We start from the raw sequence: 16,747 nt of genomic DNA on the forward strand, positions 1-16,747 counted from the left end.
TTACTTCCAGAGCTGAGCGGCAAACACTACAAGAATGCCGATAGGCGCCACGTAGCGCATCAAGAACAAGGACAGGGCAAACAGCGCCGGGTTACGAATCGACAACTCGTCGCGCACCGCATCACGCCCCATCACCCAACCGGCAAACAGCACAAAACACAGGCCACCGAGCGGCAACATGATCCGCGAGGTGAAGAAATCGATCACGCCGAAGAAGTCCAGACCGCCCGCCGCACCCCATTGGTAGAGATGGAACAGCCCGCCATCGTTCACGAAAAATTTGGCTTCCTTCCAGATATTGAAGGAGAAAACCGTACCCAGACCAACGAACCAGCAGATGAAGGCCAGCCAGAAAGTCACCCAGCCACGGCTGATTTTCGTGCGTTCAACCAGATAGGCAACCATCGGTTCGAGCAGGGAAATCGCCGAACTCCAGGCGGCAATTGCCACCAGGACAAAGAACACCACGCCCATCAACTGACCGAAAACCACGTTACCGAAGGCAAATGGCAGACTGACGAACATCAGGCCCGGGCCTTCGCTAGGGTTCAAACCGCCGGCGAACACAATCGGAAACAATGCCAGACCGGCCACCAGCGAAACGAAGGTGTCGAGCAGCGCGACACCGACTACGGTGCCGGACAGCGAGGCTTCCTTGGTCATGTAAGCGCCGTAGATCATGATCGAACCGACGCCCACGCTCAGGGAAAAGAACGCATGCCCCATGGCGGGCAGCAAGCCGTCGAGGACTTTTTCCGGGTGGAAATCGAACATGAAATGCACGCCTTCCATGAAATGCCCGGTGGTCATGCTGTAACCCAGCAGCACCAGCACCATCACGAACAGCAGCGGCATCATGATCCGCAGGCTGCGTTCAAGCCCGGCAACCACGCCTTTGGCGATCACCACGGCCGACAACAGCATGAAAACTGTGTGCCAAAGTGTCAGGCGCCAGGGATCGGAGATGACATTACCGAAATAAGCGCCGACCTGCTCTGCCGTAGCGCCCTGGAAGTCCCCGCGTCCCATGTCGATGATGTAATCCAGCGACCAGCCGCCGACCACACTATAGAAAGACAGGATCAGCAGCGCCGTGATCATCCCGGCAAATGCGCCCCACGACCACTTGCCCGAGTGCCCGGCTTCCAGCGCCAGCACCTTCAGGGCGTTCGCCGGACTCTGCCGCGCGCGGCGGCCGATCAGGGTCTCAGCCAGCATGACCGGGATCCCGATCAACGCGATGCAGGCCAGAAACATCAGCACGAAGGCGCCGCCACCGTAGACCCCGACCATGTAGGGGAATTTCCAGATGCTGCCCAGTCCCACGGCCGAACCGGTCGCGGCGAATATGAAAACCCAGCGGCTAGCCCAACTGCCGTGGACAGAAACCTTGTCTGTCGACATCGAATATCACGCCCAAGCGTTAGAAAAAGAGGCCGCATTGTCCGGGATTCACTCAACCTGCTCAAGCACGCAGCATCACCGTAGCCGAGGACCGTTTATCTCCATATAATGCCGCCCCTATGGCTAAACAGAAGAAACACCCAACAGGGACCATCGCGCAGAACAAAAAGGCGCGACACGATTACTTCATCGAACATCGGTTCGAGGCTGGTCTGGTCCTGGCCGGCTGGGAAGTAAAAAGTCTGCGGGCAAGCAAGCTGCAACTGGTCGACAGTTACGTCCTGCTCAAGGACGGCGAAGCCTGGTTGCTCGGCAGTCACATCACACCGTTGATGACCGCCAGCACCCACGTCATCGCCGATCCGACCCGCACCCGTAAACTGCTGCTCAACAAACGCGAGCTGGAAAAACTCGCCGCTGCCGTGCAACAGAAAGGCTACGCCTGCGTGTGCCTGTCCTTCTACTGGAGCAAGCACATGGTCAAGTGCGAGATCGCTCTGGGCAAGGGCAAGAAGGAATACGACAAGCGTGACACCGAGCGCGAACGCGACGCCGGTCGTGAGCTGCAGCGCGCCGTGCGCAACAAGGGCAAAGAAGAATAATTTTTTCTGCCTGATACTGTGGCGAGGGAGCTTGCTCCCGCTGGGGCGCGTAGCGGCCCCCGCTTTACAGACAATGGCGAGAGCTGTGGGCGCCTGCTGCGCAAGCAAGCGATAGCACGCCCCCTCGCCACAACTGAATTGCCGTCACATCCCCTTGCGCCGCTCCGCCCGGGCCATGCGCTGAACCTCCTGCCGCACCTCTTCCAGCACTTCCTGCACATACAGAATGTGCCGACTGGAAACCTCGCGCGCCTGCTCCGCACGCCCCTCGATAATCGCCAGATACAGTTCCCGGTGCTGAGCGATCAGCATGTCGCGGGTTTCCGTGCGTTGCTTGTACATGCCGCCAATATTGGTCACCACGTTGCGCTTGAGCAGATCGAACAGCCCGCGGATGGTGTGCAGCAGCACCGCGTTGTGGCTGGCTTCGGCGATCGCCAGATGAAACTTCGCATCCGCCGCCCCCTCTTCCGCCCGGCTCACTTCGTCATGTCGCGTGTAGCAATCCTGCAGCTCGTTGAATGCTGCTGTCAGACGCTCACGATCCACATCCGTGGCGCGCAATGCGGCGTAATAGGCACACGATGCCTCCAGAGTGTGCCGAAATTCCAGCAAGTCACGCTGCGCTTCGGGGTTGCTTTCAAGCAGCAATAGCAAGGGATCGCTGAAGGTCGAGCCAAGCGTATCCACCACGTAGTTACCGCCACCCTGGCGACTGACCAGCAAGCCCTTGGCCGCCAGTTTCTGAATCGCTTCGCGCAGCGACGGGCGCGATACGCCGAACTGCTCGGCCAACGTTCGCTCGGCCGGAAGCCGCTCACCGGACTTCAGCGTGCCCTCGAGGATCATCCCCTCGAGTCGCTCGACAATATCGTCAGACAAACGGCGCTGACGAATCTGATCAAACCCCATAACTCAACTCTCCACGATCCCGACCGCACGCCGGGCTCTCTATTCTGGCTGATCGGCGCCGCGCCGACACCTGTCAGTGCGCAATCGTCCGACCGGATCAGATGCCCTCTGCACCGCTTATTCGACAAAAGTTTCAGGGCGACAAATTGACACACCGACATCAAGGCTTTTACCCTAGCCAACAGCGATTGTAAATTGGTATTACCAATTAACCAAGAACGCTGACAGTGCCTGACCAACAACAATTAGGGGCCACCCCATATGCAAACCTGGCAACAGCTCTATACCCCGCTCGGCAGTCTCGGCGTCTCCGCACTCGCGGCCGTCATCCCCATCGTTTTCTTCTTTCTGGCTCTGGCGGTGTTCCGCCTCAAGGGGCATGTGGCCGGCAGCATCACGCTTGCCCTGTCGATCGCCGTGGCGATTTTCGCCTTCCACATGCCGGTCGACATGGCCTTCGCCGCTGCTGGATACGGCTTTGCCTACGGTTTGTGGCCGATTGCCTGGATCATTGTCGCGGCAGTGTTTCTCTACAAACTGACGGTCAAGAGTGGTCAGTTCGAGGTCATTCGCAGTTCGGTACTGTCGATCACTGACGACCAGCGCCTGCAGGTATTGCTGATCGGTTTTTGCTTCGGTGCATTCCTGGAAGGTGCCGCCGGTTTCGGTGCGCCGGTAGCGATTACCGCTGCGCTGCTGGTCGGTCTCGGGTTCAACCCGCTGTACGCCGCCGGCCTGTGCCTGATTGCCAATACCGCGCCGGTAGCATTCGGCGCCTTGGGAATTCCGATCATTGTGGCCGGCCAGGTGACCGGCATCGACGCGTTCAAGATCGGCGCCATGACCGGCCGCCAACTGCCACTGCTGTCGCTGTTCGTGCCGTTCTGGCTGGTGTTCATGATGGACGGCCTGCGCGGCGTGCGCGAAACCTGGCCCGCTGCGCTGGTTGCCGGCCTGAGCTTTGCCGTGACGCAGTACTTCACCTCGAACTTCATCGGCCCGGAACTGCCGGACATCACCTCTGCCCTGGCCAGCCTGATCGCCCTGACCTTGTTCCTCAAAGTCTGGCAACCAAAACGCACCGCCGGTGCACAGATCGCCGGTGCAACCTCGAGCGCAGCGATTACCGCCAGCGTCGGCGGTTTCGGCCAGAAGCGCACCACCGTGGCTTCGCCTTACAGCCTCGGGGAAATTTTCAAGGCGTGGTCGCCGTTCCTGATCCTCACCGTGCTGGTGACCATCTGGACCCTCAAACCCTTCAAAGCCATGTTCGCCGCCGGCGGATCGATGTACGCCTGGGTATTCAACTTCGCCATCCCGCACCTTGATCAATTGGTGATCAAGACCGCGCCGATCGTCGCCACCCCGACCGCGATTCCGGCGGTGTTCAAACTCGATCCGATTTCCGCAACCGGTACAGCAATTTTCTTCTCGGCGCTGGTCTCGATGCTGGTGCTGAAGATCAACTTCAAAACTGGTCTGACCACTTTGAAGGAGACCTTCTACGAACTGCGCTGGCCAATCCTGTCGATCGGTATGGTGCTGGCCTTCGCCTTCGTCACCAACTACTCGGGCATGTCTTCGACCATGGCTCTGGTATTGGCCGCGACCGGCGCAGCCTTCCCGTTCTTCTCACCGTTCCTCGGCTGGCTCGGTGTGTTTCTGACCGGCTCCGATACTTCGTCGAACGCCCTGTTCAGTTCGCTGCAAGCGACCACCGCACACCAGATCGGCGTCAATGACACCTTGTTGGTAGCCGCCAATACCAGCGGCGGCGTGACCGGCAAAATGATCTCGCCACAATCGATCGCCGTGGCCTGCGCCGCGACCGGCCTGGTGGGCAAGGAATCGGATCTGTTCCGCTTCACCCTCAAGCACAGCCTATTCTTTGCGACGATTGTCGGCCTGATTACCCTGGCCCAGGCCTACTGGTTCACCGGCATGCTGGTGCACTAAAGCTGGAAGAAGCCTACAAGCAACACGGAAATAACCGACGCCGACTGGTGATTCCGGCGTCAGCAATTCACAACCCGGTCTGTAAGGCTGCTGAAAGCAATGCTGTCTATATTCAGCAGCCGCCACAGACGGATAACCGGGCCCACCCGGAGACACGCCTGATGAGCGAGCTTTTTTACAACGCTGCGCCCAACGCCACCCGCGTTGCACCGCCACTGCCCGAACCTCGGCAGTACCCCAGCGAGAAACCGTCGCGGGTGTACCTGTTCGGGACCTGCGTGGTCGACCTGTTCTATCCCGAAGCCGGGATGGACGCGATCCACTTGCTGGAGCGCGAAGGCATCCGCGTCGAGTACCCGCTGGGGCAGAGCTGCTGCGGGCAACCGGCCTACACCTCGGGTTACACCGAGCAGGCGCGGACGGTCGCGCGCTCGCAACTGGCGCTGTTTGCCGGGGATTATCCGGTGGTGGTGCCATCGGGTTCCTGCGCGGGCATGCTGCGCGAGCATTACGCCGACTTGTTCAAGGACGAGCCGGAAACCTTGAAACAGGTGCAGGCCCTTGCGGCCCGCACCTATGAGCTGGCCGAGTTCCTGCTGTTCGTCTGCAAGGTGCAGCTCAAGGACAGCGGCGAACCGGTCAAAGTCGCGCTGCACACCTCGTGTTCGGCACGCCGCGAGATGAACACCCACCTGCACGGCCGCGAGTTGTTGGCGCAGTTGAGCAATGTGGAACGGGTCAACCATGACCATGAAAGCGAATGCTGTGGCTTCGGTGGGACATTCAGCGTCCGTATGCCAGACATTTCCGGCGCGATGGTGGCTGACAAGACCCGAGCGTTGAAGGAATCCGGCGCGCATCAGGTCTTGAGTGCCGACTGCGGCTGCTTGATGAACATCAACGGCTCGCTGGAAAAACAGCAGGAAGCACTGCGCGGGCAACACCTGGCGAGCTTCCTCTGGCAACGAACCGGAGGTGCGAAATGAGCACCTCCGCGATTATTCCTACGGTCGCCGTAGAAGAAGACTTCCGCACCCGGGCGCACAACGCCTTGGGCGATCAGCAGCTACGGAACAACTTCCGCACTGCGATGGATTCACTGATGACCAAGCGGGCAGCGGCTTTCAGCGATGCCCACGAAAGAGAACACTTGCGCGCCCTGGGCAACTCGATCAGGGCGCGTGCGCTCTCCAAGTTGCCCGACCTGCTCGAGCAACTGGAACAGAACCTGACCCGCAACGGTGTGACAGTGCACTGGGCGGAAACGGTGGACGAAGCCAATGGCATCGTCCTTTCGATCATCCGCGCTCACGAGGCGCGGCAAGTGATCAAGGGCAAATCGATGGTCAGCGAAGAGATGGAGATGAACCATTTCCTCGAGGCTCAAGGTGTTGAATGCCTGGAGTCCGACATGGGGGAATACATCGTCCAGCTCGACCACGAGAAGCCTTCACACATCATTATGCCGGCGATCCACAAGAATGCCGGTCAGGTCGCGTCCTTGTTCCACGACAAACTTGGCGTGGAGTACACCAAGGACGTTGACCAACTCATTCAGATCGGTCGCAGAGTCCTGCGGCAGAAATTCTTCGAAGCGGACATCGGCGTTTCCGGCGTCAACTTCGCCGTGGCCGAGACCGGCACCCTGCTGCTGGTGGAAAACGAAGGCAACGGGCGCATGACCACCACCGTGCCGCCGGTGCACATCGCCGTCACCGGCATCGAAAAGGTTGTGGAAAACCTGCGCGACGTGGTGCCGCTGCTATCGCTGCTGACCCGCTCGGCGCTGGGCATTCCGATCACCACTTACGTCAACATGATCTCCGGCCCGCGCAAGGAACATGAACTCGACGGCCCACAGGAAGTGCACCTGGTCCTGCTCGACAACGGTCGCAGTCAGGCCTTTGCCGACAGCGAGCTGCGCCAGACCCTGAACTGCATCCGCTGCGGCGCCTGCATGAACCATTGCCCGGTCTACACCCGCGTCGGTGGTCACACCTATGGCGAGGTTTACCCGGGACCGATCGGCAAAATCATCACTCCGCACATGGTCGGTCTGGCGAAAGTCCCGGATCATCCGAGCGCTTCGTCGTTGTGCGGTGCCTGCGGTGAAGTGTGCCCGGTAAAAATTCCGATCCCCGCTCTGCTGCGACGCCTACGCGAAGAGAACGTCAAAGCCCCAGACAGCCCGCATCAAGTGATGCGCGGCCAGGGCAGCAAATATTCGCGCAAGGAACGCTTTATCTGGAACGCCTGGGCGAAACTCAACAGCTCGCCGACGCTGTATCGGTTGTTCGGGTTCTTCGCCACGCGTCTGCGCGCCCTGACCCCGAGCAATATCGGCCCATGGACGCAAAACCACAGCGCACCCAAACCCGCCGCCCGCTCACTGCACGACATGGCCCGCGAACATCTGGCCAAACAGGGAGACCGCTGATGAGCGCCAAGCAAAATATCCTCGCCAAACTGCGGAAAAGTCTGACCGGCGCCACACCAATTCCCGACGACTTCGACGTCGATCTGGTGACGCAGCCTTACACCTACAGCGCCGAGCAACGTATCCCGCAACTGCGCAAACTGATGGAAGCGGTGCACACCGAAATCCATCTGACTACCGGTGCAGAATGGCCGGCGCTGCTCGCGCAATTGCTGCGGGACCGTCAGTTGCCAAGCCTGTTGATCGCACCGACTACACCTCACGGGCAGCGCATCTCACAACACTGGGCGAACAATCCTGATCTGCCGACGCTGAAGTCCTACAACCGGCCGATGGAAGAATGGAAAGCCGAGCTGTTCAACGACACCCCGGCCAGCCTCACCGGCACCCTCGGCGCCATCGCCGCGACCGGTAGCCTGATCCTTTGGCCAACCCGTGAAGAGCCGAGACTGATGAGTCTGGTGCCGCCGGTGCATTTCGCCCTGCTCAAGGCCAGCGAAATCCGCGACAACTTCTATCAAGTGCAACAGGAATTCGAGTGGGCCCAAGGCATGCCGACCAACGCGCTGCTGGTGTCCGGCCCGTCGAAAACTGCCGACATCGAACAAGTGCTGGCCTACGGCGCCCACGGCCCGAAAGACCTTGTGGTGCTGATCCTGGAGGACCAATGACGCTTCCGGTGAATTTCCTGCGCGATGCGCAGCAACTGATTCCAGCGGAGCGCCGCTTCGACGATCCGCTGTCGACATTGGCCTTCGGCACCGACGCCAGTTTTTATCGGCTGATTCCCAAACTGGTGATCCGCGTCGAGTCCGAGGACGAAGTGGTGGCGCTGTTGAAGCTGGCCCAGCGCGATCAGGTCCCGGTGACCTTCCGCGCCGCTGGCACCAGTTTGTCCGGGCAGGCGATCAGCGATTCGGTGTTGATCGTACTGGGGGATAACTGGAACGCTCGCGAGATTCGTGATCATGGCCTGCAAATCCGCCTGCAGCCTGGCGTGATCGGCGCACAGGCCAACGCGTGGCTGGCACCGTTCGGACGCAAGATCGGCCCGGATCCGGCGTCGATCAACGCCTGCAAAATTGGCGGCATTGTCGCCAACAACGCCAGCGGCATGTGCTGCGGCACCGCGCAAAACACCTATCACACCCTGGCCGGGATTCGTCTGGTTCTTGCCGACGGCACGCGTCTCGATACCGAAGACGCCGCCAGTGTCGCCGCGTTTCGCGCCAGCCACGGCGATCTGCTGGAGCGCCTGGCGACATTGGGCCGTGAGACCCGCGCCAATGCCGAACTGGCGGCGAGAATTCGCCACAAATACCGTCTGAAAAATACCACCGGCCTGTCACTCAACGCCCTGGTGGATTTCGACGAACCTGTGGATATCTTGAGCCACCTGCTGGTCGGCTCCGAAGGCACGCTCGGCTTCATCAGTGCGGTGACCTACGACACGGTGATCGACCACCCGAACAAGGCCTCGGCACTGATCGTGTTCCCGGACGTGGAAACCTGCTGCAACGCGGTCACCGTGTTGAAAAGCCAGCCGGTGTCGGCGGTGGAACTGCTGGATCGACGCAGTCTGCGTTCGGTGCAGGACAAACCAGGCATGCCGGATTTCGTACAACACCTGTCGAACAATGCCTGCGCGCTGCTGATCGAATCCCGCGCCGCCTCTTCCACTTTGCTGCAGGAACAGCTGGCGCAGATCACGGCTTCGCTGGCCAGTTTCCCGGTGGAAAAACAGGTCGACTTCACCGAAGACCCGGCCGAGAACGCCAAGCTCTGGGCGATCCGCAAGGACACCTTCCCTGCCGTCGGCGCGGTGCGCAAAACCGGCACCACGGTGATCATCGAAGATGTGACCTTCCCGGTCGAGCAACTGGCCATCGGCGTCAATCGCCTGATCGCGCTGTTCGACAAACATGCCTACGACGAAGCGATCCTTTTCGGACACGCACTGGAAGGCAATCTGCACTTCGTCTTCACCCAAGGCTTCAACAGTCCGGAAGAAGTCGCACGCTATCAGGCGTTCATGGACGACGTGGCGCAACTGGTGGCGGTGGAGTTCGGCGGTTCGCTGAAGGCCGAACACGGCACCGGGCGCAACATGGCGCCGTTCGTTGAGCTGGAATGGGGCAGCGACGCCTATCAACTGATGTGGCAACTCAAACGCCTGCTCGACCCTAATGGCATCCTCAACCCGGACGTGGTGCTCAGCGAAGATCCGCAGATTCACCTCAAACACCTCAAGCCGTTGCCAGCCGCAGACGAGATTGTCGATAAATGCATCGAGTGCGGTTTCTGCGAACCAGTCTGCCCGTCAAAAGGCCTGACCCTCAGCCCGCGTCAGCGCATCGTGATCTGGCGTGACATTCAAGCGAAGAAACGCGCCGGCGTTGACACCACCGAGCTGGAACAAGCCTACGAATACCAAGGCATCGAGACCTGCGCCGCAACCGGGTTGTGCGCACAGCGTTGCCCTGTAGGCATCAATACCGGCGAACTGGTGAAAAAGCTTCGTGCACGTAACGCGACGCATCAGAAAACCGCTGACTGGATCGAAGGACATTTCGCCAAGACCCTGCAAGGCGCACGCTTCACCCTGCACGTGGCCAACGGCGCACGGATGCTGCTCGGCGCACCGCGTCTGGCCAAGCTTTCGGCGACGCTGACGCGCTTGTCCAAAGGCCAGGTGCCGCTGTGGACCAATGCGATGCCGCAACCGGAAAAAGCCATTCGCTTCAGCCCGAGTGTTTCGGACGAGCGCCCGCGCGTGGTGTATCTGGCGGCCTGCGTATCACGGGTGATGGGCCCGGCGGCGGGTGACAAAGAGCAGATGTCGCTGTACGACAAGACCCGTGGCCTGCTGGAAAAGGCCGGTTACCAAGTAGTCTTCCCGGACAACCAGGACAACCTCTGCTGCGGTCAGCCGTTTGCCTCCAAGGGCTACGCCGAACAGGCTGAGCACAAGCGTCAGGAACTGATCAGTGCTCTTCTGCATGCCAGTCGCGGCGGACTTGATCCGATCTATTGCGACACCAGCCCCTGCACCTTGCGTTTGGTGCAGGACGTAGGAGATGTTCGTCTGGATCTGTACGACCCGGTGCGCTTCATCCGTACGCATCTTCTCGATCGTCTGGAGTTCACCCCGCAAGAAGCACCGATTGCGGTTCACGTGACCTGCAGCACACAGCATCTGGGCGAAAGCCAGGCGTTGATCGATCTGGCGCGCAAATGCAGCAAGACCGTAGTGATCCCGGAAGGCATTCATTGTTGCGGGTTTGCCGGCGACAAGGGCTTCACCACACCGGAGCTGAACAGCCATTCGCTGCGCACCCTCAAGGACGCGGTGCAGCATTGCAGCGAGGGGATTTCCACCAGTCGCACCTGCGAGATCGGCCTGACGCAACACGGCGGCATCGATTATCACGGACTGGTCTATCTGGTGGATCGGGTAACCCGGGCCAAGGCCTGCTGAAGAAAAATAGAACCCTTGCGCGGCGCCGTAGTCCACTGAACAAGCCCCATTAAACGGGGCTTTTCCTCCATCCGGTTGCCCGTCCTGACGGCCAGCGAAGTCTGGAACCCTCAGTTCAAGGAGATACAAATGAAACGTTCTGTACTGTTAGGTCTGTTCGTTACTGCCTCGATGCTGGCTTCCACCTCGTTTGCTGCGACTAAAGATGAATGCACGGAGAATATCCACACCATCGAAAACGCCAAGGCACAGTACGCCACGATGGATATCAGATCTCAGGTAGAGGCCAGTCTGGCAAAGGCCAAGGCGTTGAATGCGCAGAATACCGACCAGAGCAGCAAGGAATGTATTGTAGAAACCACCCAAACTATCCAGTTGCTGCGTAATGCGAGTCACGACAGCAAAGGCTGATCAACGCGGAAGGCCAACCTTCGGGTTGGCCTTCCGGGCCGATTGGCGTACACTGCGCAGGCTTGTTGCCTCACCTGATGTACGAGGCAATGAGTTCGGGGCCGATTAGGATTCGACGCCGGTGACGAAACTTTAGGTGCATGCCGACTTGGTAACAGAAGTCGTAAATCCACTGTTGCAACTTCTTATAGTTGCCAATGACGACCAATACGGTGCTGCTCTCGCTGCTTAATTGCAGCTGACATGCACTCCTGGTGCCTTCGGGCCCAGCAATCATCAGGGGATGTCTGTAAACCCGAAATGATTGTCATATAGAACAGAATCGCCGTGCAGTACGTTGTGGACGAAGCGGCTAAAACTTACACAACTCGCCCAAAGCACCCTGCCCGTCGGGTCGCTGAGGGTTAACTTAATAGACACGGCTACGCATGTAGTACCGACAGCGGAGCACTGGCGGACGGGGGTTCAAATCCCCCCGGCTCCACCAACTCTCAACGACAAAGCCCGCCTTGTGCGGGCTTTGTCGCATCTGGCATTCCCCCAACCGGAACACCACCTCCAACGCAAGCCGCACTCCCGCCGGATCCGACTGTCACAGTGACTGGATGCTCCAAGCTAAGGCTTCAATATCACGGAGATTGCCCACCATGAACACCTGGATCGCCGCCGCCCTGGCCTCGTTGATTTCACTGCCCGCCATCGCCGCAGACGCACCTCCCCCACGTGTGCAACAGGTCACGTTCAAAAGCGAAGTCGGCAGCGTGCAGTTCAAACAGAAGATCAAGGGCTATCAAACCGCCGAATACAAACTCGTCGCCAAGGCCGGTCAGACACTGACTGTCGATCTCAAATCATCCAACACGTCCGCCTATTTCAATATCACCGCGCAAGGTGCCGACGAAGCACTGTTCAACGGTTCGCTCATGGGCGATCACTTTGCCGGTGCGGTGCCTGTTGATGGCGAGTACACGGTTCAGGTGTATCTGATGCGCAACGCGGCGCGGCGGCAGGCGGTGGCCAGTTATTCGTTGTCGTTGTGGCTTTCCGACAACGCCCCGGTTGACGCGAAAAAACCGGCAACAAAAAGTCCCTGACAGACATCAACGCCTCGCCAGATAAACCCCAAATCCCCTTCTACACTCACAGCGCCCCTTCCCAGAGCGAGCGCTCATGACCACCCTCCAAACCCGCATGAAGCAAGGCAAGGACGCCCGCAAGAATTGCTCTCGCAGCGCCCACGCCACCACCGGAAAGATGAACCGCGATCCGATCCCCCTGATCAAGGCTTCCAGTCAGGGCCGCGTCGCCTCACTGGTGGAGTTGCGTTACGGACGGATGCTGGTGTCGCCGTTCGCCTTCTTTCGCGGCAACGCATTGGTGCAGGCACACGATCTGTCGAGCACAGAGAACATGGGGCTGGTTGGGCCAATCTGCGGTGACGCGCATTTGATGAATTTCGGCGGTTTTGCCACGCCCGAGCGCAATCTGTTGTTCAGCGTCAACGATTTCGACGAGGCTCACCCAGGGCCGTGGGAGTGGGATCTGAAGCGTCTGGCGGCCAGTTTTGTGATCGCCACCCGTGATTTGCGCCATGGTGATTCGGTTCAGGAAGAGGTGTGCCGGCAGATGGTGGGCGCCTATCAGGCGACGATGCTTGAGTGCGCCGAGCAGAGTGCGCTGGAAACCTGGTACGACTCGATCAAGTACGAAGACTTGCTCGATCAGGCGCGCAAGAGTGCGCTGGAGCATGTACAGCGTGCCGTCGATAAAGCCGAACGGCGCACCCACGCCGAGTTGCTGCCGAAGATCAGCGAGCGCGACGCCAACGGGCGGCTGGTCATTCGCGACGACTTGCCGGAAATCTTTCACCTGCACAACAACACCACGCTGCTCGACGCCGATGATGACTGGCTGCGGCTGTCAGACTGGCGTCCGCTGTCCGAAGCGTTCATGCGCGATTATAGGACCACGCTGCAGGCTGACCGCCGGGAGTTGCTCTCACGGTTTCAGGTGCAGGATCTGGCGTTCAAAGTGGTCGGCGTGGGCAGTGTTGGCACCCGCTGTCTCGTGGCGCTGCTGACTGACGAACGGGAATCGCCGCTGTTCCTGCAATTCAAGGAAGCGCGGCGCTCGGTGCTGGCCGATTACGTGAAAGCCAAATGCCGGACGCGTCATGAAGGTCAGCGAGTGGTCGAGGGTCAGCGCCTGATGCAATCGGCCAGCGACCTGTTTCTTGGCTGGACCACCGGCCCTACCGGGCGGTTTTTCTATGTCCGGCAGTTGCGCGACATGAAGATCTCCGCCGAGCTGGAAAACTTCGACGCCGAAACCTTCGCCGCCTATGCCCGGGTCTGTGGCCGCGCATTGGCCCGGGCGCACGCCAAAGCCTCAGGCAACGCGGCGCTGATCAGTGGTTACATCGGCAAGGGCGATGCCTTGGCTGACGCACTGTTCAAATACGCACGCAGTTACACCGCGCAGAACGAACGCGACTTTGAACGCTTTCAGCAAGCCTGCCGCAAGGGCCGGCTGACGGCGCGTTCGGAAGCCGATTTCGCCGCGGATCATCTGCCCTGAAGCGTTGCAGAGCCGCCGCCACCGAGATGAATTTTTCTTCACTGCTCCGGTGCGATCAACACGGTACAGTCCGCTCGCTCATTCAAGAAACTACGGTTCGCCCGCGCTCTCCCGCGGGCTTTTTTTTGCCTGGCGTTTGCTGCCGGAGCGATACACCCAAGTGTCCTGCACGCCGTGCTGCTGCGATTGCCGCGCCTGCGGGTGAACCCTGATCAGCGCAAACCCCGCCGCTTCAGCCAGACGCTGACTGCGGGTGTTGGCCGACGATGTGGTCAGGTAAAAGGTGAACTCCGGCAGGCGCCTGACCAATTGCTGGAGCACTTCGCGCATGTAGCCCTTGCCGGCAAACGCGCTGTTGGCCCAATAACCGACGACGTAGCGCTTGCGTCGACGCGGCACCAGACCGATGCAGCCAACGATGGCTTGTCCGTCCTCAGTCACGATGAATAAGCGCCGCTCACCGGTCTCGCTGGCGAAGTCATACCGCGCTTGCAGCATGGACGACAGCGCTCGCTCCTCACTGGTATGTTCGATCGCCCACTCGAGAAAAGGCGCATGCTCGCGGTAACTGGCGTTCAGCGCCTCCCGCACCGGAGCGACCAGCGCTGGGTCCGGCGCCCGAACACACAGTGCCAACCCATTTACCGTCAATGCAAATTCCATTGCTTGTTCCTCCAATCCCGGAAATGCCGCAGTCAATAACCCTGTGCACTCAACCAAAGAAATTTACAGGACGCCAGCGCGGTTTGTTTTTTTCCATCCCGTGATCAATCCTGTCCCTCGACCCTGCCAACCGGAGCCGCCGATGTCACTGCTGAGTCTGCCCTGCCAACGCCTGACGCTCGCCATCCTCGCCCCGGAACAGGCCGAGCTGGAAAGTGACTTCTATGCACGCAACCAGCGCCACCTCGCGCCCTGGTCGCCGATTCGCACCACCGAATACTTTTCCACCGAGCAGATTCGCCGACGCCTTGAAGTCCAGGCCAGTGCTTTCGAGGCCAGGCTGGCGATGCATTTCTCCCTGCTGACACCGGACGGCCAGCAGATGATCGGCGCATGCAATTTCAGCGGGATCATTCGCGGGGCGTTTCAGGCCTGTTATCTGGGTTATCACATCGACCACGCGCATCAGGGCCAGGGCTTGATGCAGGAGGGTCTGGAGGCCGGCATCGGCTACATGTTCGACACGCAGAACCTGCATCGGATCATGGCCAACTACATGCCCGGTAACGAGCGCAGTGCGCGGCTGCTGGAGCGCCTGGGTTTCGAGCGCGAGGGCTATGCCAAGGCTTATTTGAATATCGCCGGACGTTGGCAGGATCATGTGCTGACGGCGCTGGTCAATCCGTTGTTCGAAACGCCGGATCAGCGCTGGTCGCGCCAATTAGCGTGAGTTTCACAATTTGTTAAGCATTGGCGAAGTATGCTCAAGGCTCCTGCCCTTTCCGGTTGCCTGAAATCCATGCCGCGTGCCGCCACTTCGCTGTTTCTACTCGCCGCCCTGCTGTTTTTTTTCGCTTTGGGTAACCACCAGTTGCAAGGCTCCACCGAAGCCCGGGTCGCCGGGATCGCCATGGAGATGCATCTGGACGATGACTGGGTGACGCCGCGCCTGTTTGGCGAGCCGTTTCTGGAAAAACCACCGCTGAGCCTGTGGCTGGATGCCGGCGCCATGCGCGTGTTCGGCGTTTCGCCATGGGCGGTACGGCTGGCGTCGGCGGTAGCCGGGTTGCTCAGCGTGATGCTGCTGTACGGCATGTTGCGCCGTTTCGGGCGCCCGAAAGCGGTCGCGTGGACGGCGGGGATTCTGCTGGCGACCATGGCCAGTTACTGGAGCAACGTGCGCGGGGTCGGCGAGGATGCGTTGCTGGCGCTCGGCGTGACCACGGCGTTGCTGGCGTTCTTTCAGGCACAACGCGCACCGAGCGCCGGTAGCTCGCTGCTGTTTATCGTCGGGATCGCTATCGCTACTTTGAGCAAGGGTGTGCTCGGCCTGGCGATGCCGGGGGTGGTGATTTTCGCCTACCTGCTGGCTGATAACCTGATCGACAAACGCTTGAAGCTCGGCGCCTGGCTGCGTCCCGGCCTGCTTACGGCCGTGGGGCTGATTCCGTTGCTGATCTGGCTCGCCGTGCTCTATCAGCGCGGTGGTTCGCACGCCGTCGCTGAAGTGCTGCTGACCAATAGCGTCGGGCGCTTCAGCGGCTCGTTCGTCGAGGCCGGGCATTATGAGCCGTTCTATTACTATCTGGCCAAACTGCCGGAAGCGTTCCTGCCGTGGAACCTTCTGGTGTACCTGGGCCTGTGGCATTTCCGCAAGGAACTGAAGGCCAACCGTTACCTGCTGTTTTTCAGCCTGTGGATCGTTGCGCAGTTCATCATGCTGACCCTGGCCTCGAGCAAGCGCACGGTGTACCTGATGTCGATGACCCCGGCGGCTGCGGTGATCGCCGCAGAGTACGCGCGCGTGTTGTTCGAGCGCTTGCAGGCGCGCGAAACCACCGACCGCTTTATCGGAAGAATCGCCCGTCATCGTCAGGCGCTTGCCGCAGGATTGCTCACAGTGGTGATCGCCAGCTACCTCGGCGCCGCGCAGTGGGCACTGCCCAACGCCGACAAGGAGTTGTCGTTCCTGCCACTGACCGAACACATTCAGAGCCTGCAAGCCCACGGTCATCAGGTCGCGCTGTTCCAGGCCAATGAACGGGTCGGCGGCGCCAGCGTGTTCTACACCCAAAGCGTGCTCAAGGGGCTGGACACCGACGCGCAACTGCATGATTTCCTCAGCGCGTCACCGTCGAACGTTGCGGTGATCTCGGCAGACCGCGAACCCGCCGCACCACTCAAAGTGCTCAAGACCATGATGGTCGGGCGTCAGGCGTACTACTTCGTCGGCTACTGACGCCCCTCGCGCCAGACAATAAAAAACCCGCCGGACTGGCGGGTTTTGTTTGGGCTGACGCTTTGCGC

14 protein-coding genes and 1 other RNA gene are annotated in these 16,747 nt (G+C 60.1%); 12 read left to right on the plus strand and 3 right to left on the minus strand.

The window, feature by feature from the left end:
• Nucleotides 1-1,404, minus strand: coding sequence for a sodium-dependent transporter (locus JFU48_RS03325; protein ID WP_047597942.1), 1,404 nt, complete (start codon nucleotides 1,402-1,404; stop codon nucleotides 1-3).
• A gap of 119 nt (nucleotides 1,405-1,523) precedes the next feature.
• Here JFU48_RS03325 and smpB point away from each other — a divergent pair, with 119 nt between their 5' ends.
• Nucleotides 1,524-2,006, plus strand: a complete 483-nt coding sequence (gene smpB, locus JFU48_RS03330; RefSeq protein ID WP_003221505.1) for an SsrA-binding protein SmpB — start codon at nucleotides 1,524-1,526, stop codon at nucleotides 2,004-2,006.
• 144 nt (nucleotides 2,007-2,150) lie between these two features.
• Here the strand turns inward: smpB and JFU48_RS03335 are convergent, their stop codons facing one another.
• Nucleotides 2,151-2,918: an FCD domain-containing protein gene (locus JFU48_RS03335; protein WP_045122286.1), complete on the minus strand. Its 768-nt coding sequence runs from the start codon at nucleotides 2,916-2,918 to the stop codon at nucleotides 2,151-2,153.
• Between the two features lie 261 nt (nucleotides 2,919-3,179).
• Between JFU48_RS03335 and JFU48_RS03340 the strand changes: the two genes are divergently transcribed.
• The 9 genes from JFU48_RS03340 to JFU48_RS03380 all read left to right on the plus strand — a co-directional run bounded on the left by JFU48_RS03340 (nucleotide 3,180) and on the right by JFU48_RS03380 (nucleotide 13,777).
• Nucleotides 3,180-4,874, plus strand: a complete 1,695-nt coding sequence (locus tag JFU48_RS03340) for a lactate permease LctP family transporter (RefSeq protein ID WP_103484338.1) — start codon at nucleotides 3,180-3,182, stop codon at nucleotides 4,872-4,874.
• 161 nt (nucleotides 4,875-5,035) lie between these two features.
• Nucleotides 5,036-5,860, plus strand: a complete 825-nt coding sequence (locus tag JFU48_RS03345) for a (Fe-S)-binding protein (protein ID WP_201135833.1) — start codon at nucleotides 5,036-5,038, stop codon at nucleotides 5,858-5,860.
• Entirely contained in the window at nucleotides 5,857-7,311 is a 1,455-nt protein-coding gene (locus JFU48_RS03350; RefSeq protein WP_201135834.1) for a LutB/LldF family L-lactate oxidation iron-sulfur protein, read from the plus strand. Before JFU48_RS03345 ends, JFU48_RS03350 begins: the two co-directional genes overlap by 4 nt.
• The gene (locus tag JFU48_RS03355) at nucleotides 7,311-7,982 is read left to right on the plus strand and encodes a LutC/YkgG family protein (protein WP_201135835.1); all 672 of its coding nucleotides are present in this window, start codon (nucleotides 7,311-7,313) and stop codon (nucleotides 7,980-7,982) included. Before JFU48_RS03350 ends, JFU48_RS03355 begins: the two co-directional genes overlap by 1 nt.
• The gene (locus tag JFU48_RS03360; protein WP_201135836.1) at nucleotides 7,979-10,789 is read left to right on the plus strand and encodes an FAD-binding and (Fe-S)-binding domain-containing protein; all 2,811 of its coding nucleotides are present in this window, start codon (nucleotides 7,979-7,981) and stop codon (nucleotides 10,787-10,789) included. Before JFU48_RS03355 ends, JFU48_RS03360 begins: the two co-directional genes overlap by 4 nt.
• A 129-nt stretch (nucleotides 10,790-10,918) precedes the next feature.
• Nucleotides 10,919-11,200: a hypothetical protein gene (locus JFU48_RS03365; protein WP_003221493.1), complete on the plus strand. Its 282-nt coding sequence runs from the start codon at nucleotides 10,919-10,921 to the stop codon at nucleotides 11,198-11,200.
• Between the two features lie 97 nt (nucleotides 11,201-11,297).
• Nucleotides 11,298-11,687: a transfer-messenger RNA gene (gene ssrA / locus JFU48_RS03370) on the plus strand.
• Nucleotides 11,688-11,847: 160 nt separating this feature from the next.
• A complete protein-coding gene (locus JFU48_RS03375; RefSeq protein ID WP_201135837.1) occupies nucleotides 11,848-12,294 on the plus strand; it encodes a hypothetical protein in 447 nt (148 codons plus the stop codon).
• Between the two features lie 76 nt (nucleotides 12,295-12,370).
• Nucleotides 12,371-13,777 carry a DUF2252 domain-containing protein gene (locus JFU48_RS03380; RefSeq protein ID WP_201135838.1) on the plus strand — a complete coding sequence of 469 codons (1,407 nt, stop codon included), beginning with the start codon at nucleotides 12,371-12,373 and terminating at the stop codon, nucleotides 13,775-13,777.
• A 90-nt stretch (nucleotides 13,778-13,867) separates the two neighbouring features.
• Here the strand turns inward: JFU48_RS03380 and JFU48_RS03385 are convergent, their stop codons facing one another.
• Entirely contained in the window at nucleotides 13,868-14,440 is a 573-nt protein-coding gene (locus tag JFU48_RS03385; protein ID WP_201135839.1) for a GNAT family N-acetyltransferase, read from the minus strand.
• 142 nt (nucleotides 14,441-14,582) lie between these two features.
• Between JFU48_RS03385 and rimJ the strand changes: the two genes are divergently transcribed.
• Together rimJ and JFU48_RS03395 are read left to right on the plus strand one after the other, a co-directional pair.
• Complete coding sequence (gene rimJ, locus JFU48_RS03390) at nucleotides 14,583-15,170, plus strand: ribosomal protein S5-alanine N-acetyltransferase (protein WP_201135840.1); 588 nt, start codon at nucleotides 14,583-14,585, stop codon at nucleotides 15,168-15,170.
• 30 nt (nucleotides 15,171-15,200) lie between these two features.
• Nucleotides 15,201-16,679, plus strand: a complete 1,479-nt coding sequence (locus tag JFU48_RS03395; RefSeq protein ID WP_242486619.1) for an ArnT family glycosyltransferase — start codon at nucleotides 15,201-15,203, stop codon at nucleotides 16,677-16,679.
• The last annotated feature ends 68 nt before the right edge of the window (nucleotides 16,680-16,747 follow it).

This window comes from Pseudomonas sp. TH49, from assembly GCF_016650625.1.
GTDB lineage: Bacteria > Pseudomonadota > Gammaproteobacteria > Pseudomonadales > Pseudomonadaceae > Aquipseudomonas > Aquipseudomonas fluorescens_H.